The sequence below is a fragment of the Nostoc foliaceum FACHB-393 genome (genome assembly GCF_014698505.1).
Classification (GTDB): domain Bacteria; phylum Cyanobacteriota; class Cyanobacteriia; order Cyanobacteriales; family Nostocaceae; genus Nostoc; species Nostoc foliaceum_A.
This window is the reverse complement of record NZ_JACJTD010000048.1, coordinates 1-11,971: the sequence shown is the minus strand read 5'-3', so window position 1 is coordinate 11,971 and position 11,971 is coordinate 1. Positions and strand designations below refer to the sequence as shown.

Here is an 11,971-nt window from a genome sequence, read left to right as displayed (position 1 = left end):
AAATGGCAGAAATCAGTGGGGTAATTATCCAAGAAGTATCGCTTGTGTTAAGCCCATTTATGTGGGATAAACAACAACGTCAGTCTTATCTTTTTATAGCTTTAGGGACTAATGCAAAAGTATTGAATCGTCTGGTGTGGGATACGCCTGTGGATGTTTTTATTCCCCAAATGGTGAAGGAGCTAGTAGCATTTGGAGAAATTGCCCCTGAAAAGCCTGCACTTTGTATCTTATTAGAAGTAATACGTGAAAATGTCGGCTTAGATAATCAGGTAAAAATAGATAGTTTAATAAAAAAAATTAGAGAAGAATTGGCAAAACAAGAAAAACAAGTAAATAGTCCAGATGGCCTTTATAAAAATCTCACTACCCTCAACGGACATTTAGATTCTGTTTTATCTGTTGCCATTAGCCCAGATGGAAAGATAGTTGCTAGTGGCAGTAGCGATCACACAATTAAATTATGGGACTTAACGACTGGAGAATTATTAACTACTTTAACAGGACATTCTAGCCCAGTTCTTACTGTTGACTTTAGCCCAGATGGGCAAACTTTGGCAAGTGCCAGTAAAATGGAATTACACGATGGTAATATCAAGTTGTGGAATATCAGTACAGGTAGGCTTAAACAAACTTTAGGCAGTTCGCTGGTTTCTTTAGGAACTAATTGCGTCGTCTTTAGCCCAGATGGTCAAACCCTCGCTACTGCACACTTTGACGCTATTATTAGACTTTGGCATCTCAGTAGCGGAAAACAGCTACGCACCTTACGTGGACATGGATATGATGTCAATTCTGTTACTTTTAACTGTGATGGGCGGTTTTTAGTGAGTGGTGGGATTGATGGTGCAATTATGATTTGGGATTGGCGCAGTGGCGAAAGAATAAGTATTTTAAATCGCCCTTCTAATTTTTGGGGTTCTATGCTGTCTTGGTTAGACCGTTCGGTAGGTTCAATTCGAGCAGTTGCTATTAGTCCAAATGGACAAACAATTGCCAGTGGAGGTACAAATGTCGGTGAGAATGGTGTTTTGAATCCACCAATAAAGCTGTGGAATACAAGTACCCCAACAGAATATCGTCTTCTTACTGGTCATGAAGGTTCTGTGAATGCTATCACGTTTAGTCCAACAGAAAAAATTATTGCCAGTGGTGGTGAAGATAATAAAATCAGGATTTGGAATTATCAAACAGCAGCACTTCTACAGACTCTTGAACTTAAAAGTCTAGTAAATTCTCTTGCTTTCAGTCCTAATGGCAAAATCTTAGTTAGTGGTACCGATGATTCAAAAATTAGAGTTTGGGGTATATCTTCCTAATTAACGCAAGTTGTAGATTATAAAATACAAATATACTGTTGAATGCAATCGCAGAGTCCAAAGTAGTTATTGCACTAAGACCAAGAGATGAATTTATGCTCTTTCATATAGTTCAACATTGACTGTGATTAACATTAAATAATCATGCTATAATTAAAATTATTGCAAAATTTTCTGCATCATTCAAATCGAGACAATTTTTGTTACAAAAAAAACAATTTATGGCATTAATAACTTTGTGATAGACTCAAATTTTAAAAACTTGCGCCAGAAATAATATAACTGTAATTCCTATAATTATTATTAACATTTGCAGCCAGTTCGTCAATAAATTAATACTAAGAATATTTCCATAACTATCATAAATACTTTTGATTAATAAACGTCCTTTTAGTAAATCTACTTGGGAAAGGGAGGTTCGTTCCACTTTGCCCAAACCTGGAAACTTGCACTCTGTAAACAAATCCTTGCCGTAACACTTGCAAATGGCTGTTTGGGCTTCTGATAATGATTTCTTTTGCTGTTCAGACTTCTGCCAACACAAGTCTTTCGCTACATCTTCTCCCAGCGCACTCAAGGTTACTAACGATTCAAATGGGTACTTAGTCAACATCAACTGATTAACTGTCTTACCAATAGGATTGAACTCAGCTTGTGGAAGGATACCACCACCAAAGACAATTTGAGGAACTAGCACTAAAATTGTTAGCAAGGGAGCAACGCTTTGGTTGGGAGCGATCGCAGAAACTAATAGCCCCAGCACCATACTGCCAAAAGATGCTAGGAATAAACTAAAGTACATTCCGGCTAAAGCGCTACTATCAATAGGAATTACTACTGCTGCAACCATACAACCTAACAGTACAGCTGACTGGTATAGTCCCAACAGGAATGCTAACTGAAGCTTAGATGCAAGATAAGGAAGTAAACCTAACCCAGCACTACGCTCACGACGGTAAATTGCTGTTTCTTTAGCAATCTCTGACATGGTTGCTAATGAACCAGACATTACGGCCATAATCACAGTCACAAACAGCATTGTAATTGTCTGTCCAGCATTGCCAGTCTTGGTACTAAACAAGTCTGATTTCCACAGTGCAAAATTAACTGACCCCAAAATTGGCGCTCCCAAAATCATTAATGCCAAGCTAATCTTGTTTTTGAGCAGTATATTCAAATTGCGACGGCACAGCACTCCCCACTGTTGCCAAAATCTCGATTCTATTGGTGCAGGTGGAACCTTATGTGGGGGAATAGTCTTGTGGCGATCAGTGATAAATTTTCTGTAGAAGCCAGAAGATTTGAAGCGTTCTTCCCATTGCTGCGGGGATAGCTGGCGCTCCACTTTGTCGTAGATAGCATCAAAATCTTGGACTTGAAAGTAGTCAAACGCCAACTTAGGAGGGCCAACGTAAGCTAATCTACCACCCTTCGCAAGAAAAACCACTAAGTCAGCGATTGCTACATTTTTGGTAGCATGAGTAATCAGCAGTACAGTGCTTCCAGCGTTTGCGCTCACCCGCAGTAGTTCCATGATTTGGAGTTCAGTGCCAGGGTCTAGCCCAGATGTGGCTTCATCCAAGAAAAACAGGCTAGGTTTGGTAATTAACTCTACTCCAATAGAAACTCGCTTTCGCTGACCACCGCTAAGTCGCTTGACTGGTACGTGCTTACGTTGGGTCAGTTGCAACTGCTCTAATACTTCTTGGATACGCTGCTGTCTTTGTTCTGGTGTGGCAAAAGGTAGCCGAAGCTGTACAGCATAGTTTAAAGCTTCCCTTACGGTCAACTCTGGGTGAACAATATCGTCCTGCGGAACGTAACCTATGCGGTGTTTGAAAGCCTTAAAATGGCGATAAAGGCTAATACCATTAGTAAGAACCTTGCCCGATGCACGACGTTGCCCATTTAGTGCATCCATTAGCGTTGATTTGCCACCACCGCTTACTCCAGCAATGACAATAAACTCTTTAGGAAAGAACGACAGAGAAATATCGTTGATCAGAGTCGTCCCAAACACTGGTCTAGTAGATTTGTACAAGCCAACAGCATCCAATCTCAAATTCTCTTGAGTGGTTGTTTGAGACTTTGTGCTATTGCTTGTCTGGATTTTTGCTGCTGCTCCAAATATTAGTGTCTTTGAAGCTGGTACAGGAGAGCTTATTTTCACTTCGATAATGATGGAACCGACCTGTACTAAAGTTGCATCTCCAAGTGAGCCGGACTTGTGTGGTTGTAACTGAATGCTGCCGATGCGAGTCCCACTGCTACTGCCTAAGTCAATCAACAAGTACTGATCTTGTTTCCAAATGATTTGCGCGTGAAAGCTGTCTACGCTTTTATCGCTAATGACTAAATCGTTGTCTGGGTCACTACCAATATTGAATGGAATTTGGGTAACAGTGCATTGTTGAGTCGGATTCGTGTGGGTAGTCAGATGTAGAGTGAGCATAGCCATGAAACTAGCTTCTGTATTTTATGACAATTCACAGATAATACACTAGGTTTAATCCTCCCTGACATTAATCAAATCTTAGTTAGCTCAAGTTGATTGGCAAGAAATTTAAATTAATATAAAAAACTTGGTCAAGAATCCATCCACTCGACTGATGTTCTCTACCTCCGGTGCGTGCTTTCGTCATCGCTCAAGGACTGCATCTGTTCGCATTCCGCAGGTGTACTTGCTGCCCAATGCGATCGCAGCGTAGTTTTCTGATTTAAGAATTTCACCATAAAAAATCAGCACAACTACGGGGATCAGAGTCTAGTATGGATTTTGTGGAATGCCGGAATTTAATCATTATCAAAAATATTGCACTATTTACCGTAAAACCGCATACTCAAGCTGTATCCAGCATAAACTCTCACTTTCACCAGCCTAGCCATGCCCCAAGACTTCTCGTGCCAAAATCTCAGAGGTCGTTCTTTTCGAGGTAAGAACCTTAATGGGGTAAACTTTAGCGGTGCAGATATTCGTGGCGCTGATTTTACTGGTGCAAATCTAATCGGAGCAAACTTTAGTCATGCCAAAGCTGGGATTGAAAGACGATGGGAAATTGGCTGGCTAATAATCTTTTTGATGCTGTCTATAATTCCAGGATTTTGCTTCCAAGTGTGTAGCCACTACTGGATAGATGTTGTGGAAAACTATTCATCTGAAAAGGTGTTTACCTGTATAGGTAGTTTCATAACCTTGCTTGCCTTCTTCATTCTTACCCTCAACCAAGGATTGATTGCAGGTTTCAAGTTATTAATAGTAATATTAACAGCAGCAGTAGCATCAGCACCCATAGCATCAGAGGCAGTATTAGCTAGTGGTGCAGTTGTAGCGGCAGTAGCAGGTGTAACATCAAGTGCAGTAATAGTGGTAGGGGTAAGTGCAGTAGTAAATACTGGTGCAATAGTAGGAACAATAGTAGTGACTATAGGGATGGCACTATTAGCTGCAAAGGGAAAGGCATTAATAGTGACATCTATGTTGACAATAATATTAGCAGGGGTATCTGCTTACATTGGTTGGCGTGCTTTACTCGAAGATAAAAAGTATGTCTTTATTCGCACTCTTATTATTGACATTGTGGCTAGAGACGGAACCAATTTTCGGCAGAGTAATTTAACAGATACTAACTTTTCGGAAGCAGTATTAAAAAACACGAACTTCTCTGAAGCTAACCTGACTCGTACTATTTGGTTTAAGGCTCAATTTTTAGCTTTAGCTAAGGTAGGAAACACTTATTTAAAAGATAAAAAAATCCGCCAATTACTAGTTATAGGAGAGGAACAAGAAAAAAACTTTGAACGTGAGAACTTACGAGGAGTCAATCTGAGTGGAGCTAATTTATCAGATGTTAGTTTCATTGGCGCAGACTTAAGTGAAGCCAACTTGCAACATGTAGATTTATCCAGAGCCAAGCTAGTACAAACCCAACTCGACGGCACTGATTTTACAGGTGCAACTCTCACTGGCGCATTCATTGAAGATTGGAACATTAGCACTGATACCAAATTTGATGGGGTTAGATGCGAGTACGTTTACATGCGCCTGCCCACTATAGACAACCCCGACCCTCACCGCAAACCTGACAATCGCCAGGAAGTGTTTGCTCCGGGTGAGTTTGGGGATTTCATCAAGCCCATCTTCGACACGCTCGACCTATACCATAATCAAAGTGTTGACCCAAGAGCGATCGCTATCTCGTTCAAGCAGTTAGCTGAGAATAACCCAGAGGCAGATTTGCGAATTGTAGGTATGGAAGTTCGTGGTGAGGACAAGTTCTTGCTGCGTGCCAAAACAGCGATCACAGCCGACAAATCGCAACTGAGTGCAGAGTATTTTGATACTTATAATCAGCTAAAAGCCCTTGCGGAACAAGAAGTTAAAGCGCTCGTCGCCGAAAAAGATAGTAGAATTGCTGATCTACAGAATATGGTAGTGACAGCACTACAACGCCCTAGTTTTTATGCCCAAACTTATCAAAACCAAGGAGATACCATAATGGCAGAAGCTTCTAAAAAACAGTCTAACTTTGACCTCAAAGGCGCTCAATTTGCAGGTGGTCTAGTCAACGCAGACACAGTAACCGCACAGCAAATCGGTGGCAACATCACCAACTACACCCCGGAGCAACGGCAGAATCTTGCAGAAGCCGCAGCAGAAATTCAGCAGCTTCTCAATCAGTTAGGGCAGACTTACCCGACTAATACACCACTAGAAAAACAGGTAGCGGTGACAGAAGCACTCAAGCAAATCGATAATAATCCTACATTGAAAGCGCGGGTAATTGGGGCGTTAAAATCTGGTGGAACTGAGGCATTGAAGGAACTAGTGGATCATCCTCTTGTGAATATACTTTTGGCAACTTTAGAAGGCTGGCAGGATGCTGAATAGTTCAGTTGCTACAGATGAAGCAGAGGGGTAACTGGTGATGGCGAATGAGGAGCATTTGGCAATACTTAGGCAAGGAGTGGAGGTTTGGAATGAGTGGAGGAATAAATATCCTAAAGTAAGACCTGATTTAACTGGGGCTAAACTACATAATGCTAATTTGAGAAAAGCCAATTTTGAAGAGACTAACTTTAGTGGGGCAGAACTTTGTGGAGCTAATCTTCATGCTGCTTACCTTCATAAGGCTATACTTAGCTCAAATAAATATCAAGACACAAAACTGATAGAAGCTGACTTGAGTAAAGCAACTCTTAATGATGCAAAACTTGTAGCAGCCGATCTTACTAAAGCAAACTTAACACAAGCATACCTTATTAATGCAAATTTTAATGGTGCTATACTTGTAGACATTAATCTTAAAGAAGCTCTCGTTTCAAATACAAACTTTTCTATTACTAAGTTGAAAGGAACGAATCTTAGTAACATAAGTCTGACTGATGCAAATTTTGAAGAGGCAGACTTAAGAGAGGTTAACTTTAGTAACACAAACCTTTATCGCTCAAATTTAAGAAAGGCTGATCTTGGAAAAGCTAATTTATTTGAAACTAATTTAACACAAACCAGCTTGTATGATGCAAATTTAAGAGGTGTTTGTCTAACTGGATCTTGTATAAAAGACTGGGCAATTAACGCTTTTACTAATCTTGATGCAATAATCTGCGACTACATCTACCTCCATCAAAAACAACAAGAACGCCGCCCTAGTAGTGGTAATTTTGCTCCTGGAGAATTTGCTAAACTGTTCCAAAAATTATTAGAAACAGTAGACCTAATCTTCCGCAACGGCATCGACTGGGATGCTTTCGCCTACTCCTTCAAAAAGCTAGAAGTCGAAAACCAAGGCGCACAATTGGATGTCCAAAGCATTGAGAAGAAAGGCGACGGCATTCTTGTAGTCCGAGTAACTGTTTCCCCTGATGCAGATAAAGCAAAAATCCACAACGACTTTATGCAGGGCTATGAATTTGCGACTAAAGCATTGTCAGCACAGTACCAAGCAAGACTTGAGGATAAAGATACCCTAATTTTCAAACAGGAAACACAGATTAACCGCTTGTTTGACATAGTGGAACAGCAAGGCTCAGTTCAAAAAGCATTGGCAGAAAATCCGAGGAAAGTTTCTAACTACGATCAACGTTATTCCCAATTTGCTGGAGGTAATGTAGATGCCAACACTGTTGATGCAGACCAAATAGGTGGTATAGCAGCCGTCTAGTCTATTAGGACATAGACTAAAAGTATTATCATGAGTTGCTCTGGTCTAATTCGCTATGGCTAAACCCTACAGTTACGACTTCCGCCAGAAGGTAATCCAATCCATTGAGTTAGATGGATTGAAGAAAAGCGAAGCCAGTGAACTCTTCAACATCAGCCGCAACACGATCAACCTGTGGTTACAGCGTAAAGCTGAAACGGGAGATGTTCTGCCGTTGCCCAACCACCCGCCTGGAAATAACCATAAAATCACAGACTGGGAGAAATTTCGGGCTTTTGCTAAATCTCATGGTGATAAAACCCAAGTGGAGATGGCTCAACTGTGGGATGGTAATATCAGCGATGCCTACGGCGAGCTACGCTAACGCACAATTGCAAGAGCATTGAAGAAAATAGGGTTCACGCGAAAAAAAAGACCTATGGCTATCAAGAGCGAGATGAAGTTAAACGGCAAGCATTCATAGAACAGTTGACAGCTCAGGCAGATGAAACGATTGTTTATGTTGATGAAGCGGGTATGGACAATCGAGAAGACTATGGTTATGGCTGGAATCAGAAAGGAGAACGGTTTCATGCATTGAAGCCAGGACGACGGCAAGGTCGAGTCAATATGATTGCGGCCTTGCGTAACCAGCAACTGATGGCTCCCTTTACAGTCGAAGGTTCCTGCAACCGGATTGTGTTTGAGATTTGGTTGGAAACCTGCTTAATCCCTCTGCTGGAACCAGGGCAGGTGGTAGTCATCGATAATGCCACGTTCCATAAAGGTGGTCGTATTGAGCAACTGATTCAGCAAGCAGGTTGCAAACTTCTGTACTTACCTCCCTATTCACCGGATCTCAACAAGATTGAGCGATGCTGGTCTTGGCTCAAAAGTCGCATTCGCAAGCAACTTGAACAATATGAATGTCTACGAGATGCAATGGAGCATATTTTACATCTAGCGTCCTAACCGATGTGGCGGTTGCTATATAATCCCCAAGGCCAAATTTTTCTGGTTTGGGTCATCCCAGTTTAAGTCCAAAGCGGCTTTCAAGCTCGAACCTGCCAACATATCTACGCCAATGTCATTAGCAACTTCCGCCAGCTCCCTCCCCTGCTGAACGGCTATCACGCCAATCACTTTTTTAAGGGCGTGACCCAATAAATTATATGTATCTTCGACCTTTGATGCTCCCCACAATGGGCTAGAATCCAGTAGAACTCTTGCATAAATATTTTGTGGTATAGTTAAGGGTTATTTTATTTTCAAATTTGGGGCATTAAAATAGTAAGAGTTTATCATTTTCTTCTAGCAAGTATTATCTGGCGCTTGCTAGTTAAGAAGATTGCAGCAAACATCATTTCAGTTATTGATTAATACTGAAATTATTGGATTAATTCGATTTTTTATCCGATTTATATGGCTAATTCGTGATTATAAATTCCCGCAATTAAATTCGATCTTAACCCAAAACGTCGATGACGATTTCGATATTTATCAGACAAAATTTTAAATATCTTTAGCCGACGATTTACGTGTTCAACAACAATCCTTAATCGATTTAGTTCCCGATTGTATTTTTTCTGTTCTTTCGTCAACTTTTTTCCTTTTGGTTTTTTAATTGGTGTTTCACTTAATTGATGAATTTTAGCAATTCCTTGATAGCCTTTATCCGCTATTACCTTAATTAATTCTACAAATTTTATTCCACTATTTTTAAATAAGCGAAAATCATGGATTTTTCCCTTATCATGCCCCAAACAGATGATTTTGCTGCTTTTTTGGTAGATCACTACCTGCGTTTTTAAAGTATGTTCTCCCTGTTTCCCGCTAAAAAATCTTTTTTGACCTTTCTGAGGTTTTTCAATTGGACTCTCGGTAACATCCATTACGACTAAATCTTCTTCAGATGATATTTTCCATAATTGTTTTTTCCCTGGTAGACTGAACTTTCTGGACTTAATTAAAATATTTTCGATTTTAAAAACTATTCGGCAAACCGCAGATTCTGAAAGCTCAAAATCTAATCCAATGTGATAGTAAGTGCGGTACTCTCTCCAATATTGGATGACCATTAAAACTTGGTCTTCAATAATTAATTTAGGACGGCGGCCAGGCTTCTTCTTCTTTTGAGCATCAGCTTTAACCACATCAACCATTAATTCAAAGGTTTTACGCCTCACTCCAGTCATTCGCTTAAATTTTTTTGCAGTAAGCTGCTTGGCTTTCTCTATTTTCACTGCTCCTCAAAGTCCTAATCACAAATTGCCAAACTCTCAATCATACCACAAAATACTTTTGCAAGAGTTCTAGTGCTGCCCGTAACTGCTTTGAGCCAAAACCCAAGGTTTGCTCTGCTAGTTCGACTGTTCTCTCAATTAATCGTCGGTCAAGCCCTTGGATAATTAGCGCACTCCGAAATCTAACCAGTGTCGCCTGCGAAAAAGGAGCTATTTCGCAATCTATGCAATCGAGTACTAATTGCCAACGCCTGTCCATACTTAATGCTTCAATCGCTTCTGCTTCTGTTGCTCCCGTATAGGCTTGTAGGATTGTCGTTAACGCCAGTTGTGCTGGCGGAACTGGAGGATGCCCTTTGGGAGAATCTGCATAAAGCTTGCTCAGTTCTTCTTGAAATTTCTCATCAAATAATTGATGGCGATATTGCCGTAAGAATGTAAACAACTTTGCTCGTTTAATCCGCTTAACAATACTTTGCTCTGCTGCTGATAGTTCTATCGGTGGATTCCAATTTTCTGGCCGCATACGTAGATTCTCTGCTTGCGAAGCTCACATTTATTACCTGAATCTACCTCAATTCAGGTTATCCCTCTCCAAAAGATTTTGTTAAATATTGCTTAGAGCTTATTTGTCGCTATAAGTCTTGGCTAGCAAGCGTTTTCTACACTTTATTCTCCATTGTTTATTTCTCTTTGGGCTGATTTTTCTTTTGCTCTCCGATTACTGAATCGGTGTTCTAGAAAAGCGCAGAATACACTAAAATTTACTCATTTAGGCGGTAATTTTTCGGTTTTTAACTCAAATACTGCTGTAAAACAGTTTCTTTCGGGCTGCTAGAAAAAATCTTTTTTAGTATTGTAGAAATTGCTAGAATTGGCTACCTGATATTCCTCTTGAAGGGTTGAAAAGTCATGATGGCTCAAAACAATAGCAATGGCAATATCCCTCATACTTTGTGATTTTTCCAGTCTTTCTCCCAAATAAATCTGCCAATAAATTTCCACATCAGTTTCAAAAACTGGCTTCTTAATTTCTGTAACAACACCATTCTGCTTTGGATGAATCGAGGAAGCGCTGTACTTCCATTCATTTCTATCCTTGAGAATGATATCAGGCGAATCACCTATCTGTAATTGGAGATGTAACTCGTTTAGACGTAGCCCCTGATATATGTAAAACATTCTTGATACAAGCGCTTCCGGGGGACGTGCAGCTACTTTCATTAGGATTGCTTCTTCGCTAAGAAAAGGTAGTAATAAATCAATATTGAGTACACCATTTTTCGGGTAATTGTGTTCTAAACTTTCTAACACATCACTTGAAAATTGCCAGAGTTTTTGAAATTCTGGTTCTTCTTCTCTAACAATAATATTGCCGATTTGATGACCAGAAATGAACTCATCATTAGGTCGATACTGCTTGCAAGCAGCGAAATAACAAGGCTGACCGTTTTTTAGAACAACACTTGTATTGTATAACTGACCTTTAATGAATTCATTCATCTCAAATTCGGAATCTGAATCTACATTGCTTTCACACCAAGCTTTCAAATCATCAACAGTATAGATTATTCTGCTTTTTTCACTTCCGACTCTGATAATTGGTTTGATCAAAATGTGATTACCTAGTTCTTCTAGAAGAAACTTTAAGTATGAAACCGGCTCTTTACGGTATCGGTCTTGAGCAAAAATCAGATACTTAGGCATCCGAATCAGGGAATTTTTGAGGGCAGATTTGAGGTAACTCTTATCAGTAAACTGCTGGATCATCGTTGGGCGATCGCCTGGCAGATTTAGAGCTTCACGCAACTGTGCAGCTAACAGTACTGAATACTCATCGTTGGTGACAATCCGGCAGTTATCATCTAATAGTTTATAGTCAGCCTTAATCTGTTGATAGGTTTGGAGCAGATTTTGTAAATTATAAGGTTCTACAATCTGCACAATATATAAGTATTGATACTGGGAGGGTACAACCTCACTGAGTCCTCGCCGACTACAGAGTAAAACTAGATTTCTATTCTCTGAGCAGATATGTCTAAAATCAGTTTTGCTCAGAAACATATCATGTAGCATAAAGACAGTCTGCTTATTGCTATCTATCTTACTACTATGTAAAGCAACTGGATTTGCCGATTCGCAGAGCATTTGTTGTACTAAGTGGACAATTTCTTGTGAACATCCCCATGACAACGTTACACCTGACCCTCCATGTCCATAATTATAAAATATGTGTGTGTTTAAAACTCTTTCCACACAAACATTTTCC

At 40.0% G+C, this 11,971-nt stretch carries 6 protein-coding genes and 3 pseudogenes; 4 read left to right on the top strand and 5 right to left on the bottom strand.

Translation table 11 applies throughout. The features are described 5' to 3' along the window. The first annotated feature begins 2 nt into the window (after window positions 1–2). On the top strand, window positions 3–1,319 hold the full coding sequence (locus tag H6G92_RS28070; protein WP_190898703.1) for a WD40 repeat domain-containing protein: 1,317 nt from the start codon (window positions 3–5) through the stop codon (window positions 1,317–1,319). A 247-nt stretch (window positions 1,320–1,566) separates the two neighbouring features. On the opposite strand, the gene H6G92_RS28065 is transcribed toward H6G92_RS28070, so the two are convergent. After that, on the bottom strand, window positions 1,567–3,777 hold the full coding sequence (locus H6G92_RS28065) for an ATP-binding cassette domain-containing protein (RefSeq protein ID WP_190898701.1): 2,211 nt from the start codon (window positions 3,775–3,777) through the stop codon (window positions 1,567–1,569). A 426-nt stretch (window positions 3,778–4,203) separates the two neighbouring features. Between H6G92_RS28065 and H6G92_RS28060 the strand changes: the two genes are divergently transcribed. The 3 genes and pseudogenes from H6G92_RS28060 (at window position 4,204) to H6G92_RS28050 (ending at window position 8,431) form a co-directional block, all read left to right on the top strand. Then, window positions 4,204–6,207, top strand: coding sequence for a pentapeptide repeat-containing protein (locus H6G92_RS28060; RefSeq protein ID WP_190898699.1), 2,004 nt, complete (start codon window positions 4,204–4,206; stop codon window positions 6,205–6,207). A 37-nt stretch (window positions 6,208–6,244) separates the two neighbouring features. Next, on the top strand, window positions 6,245–7,480 hold the full coding sequence (locus H6G92_RS28055) for a pentapeptide repeat-containing protein (protein ID WP_190898762.1): 1,236 nt from the start codon (window positions 6,245–6,247) through the stop codon (window positions 7,478–7,480). Between the two features lie 55 nt (window positions 7,481–7,535). Beyond that, window positions 7,536–8,431, top strand: a pseudogene (locus H6G92_RS28050) (IS630 family transposase). A gap of 15 nt (window positions 8,432–8,446) precedes the next feature. Here the strand turns inward: H6G92_RS28050 and H6G92_RS28045 are convergent. From H6G92_RS28045 to H6G92_RS28030, 4 genes and pseudogenes are all read right to left on the bottom strand, one after another. Continuing rightward, entirely contained in the window at window positions 8,447–8,623 is a 177-nt protein-coding gene (locus H6G92_RS28045; protein WP_199345003.1) for a hypothetical protein, read from the bottom strand. Window positions 8,624–8,877: 254 nt separating this feature from the next. Beyond that, on the bottom strand, window positions 8,878–9,702 hold the full coding sequence (locus H6G92_RS28040) for an IS5 family transposase (RefSeq protein ID WP_190898697.1): 825 nt from the start codon (window positions 9,700–9,702) through the stop codon (window positions 8,878–8,880). Window positions 9,703–9,769: 67 nt separating this feature from the next. Continuing rightward, window positions 9,770–10,228, bottom strand: a pseudogene (locus tag H6G92_RS28035) (transposase); the annotation flags it as partial. 308 nt (window positions 10,229–10,536) lie between these two features. After that, window positions 10,537–11,971: pseudogene (locus H6G92_RS28030) on the bottom strand (FAD-dependent oxidoreductase); the annotation flags it as partial.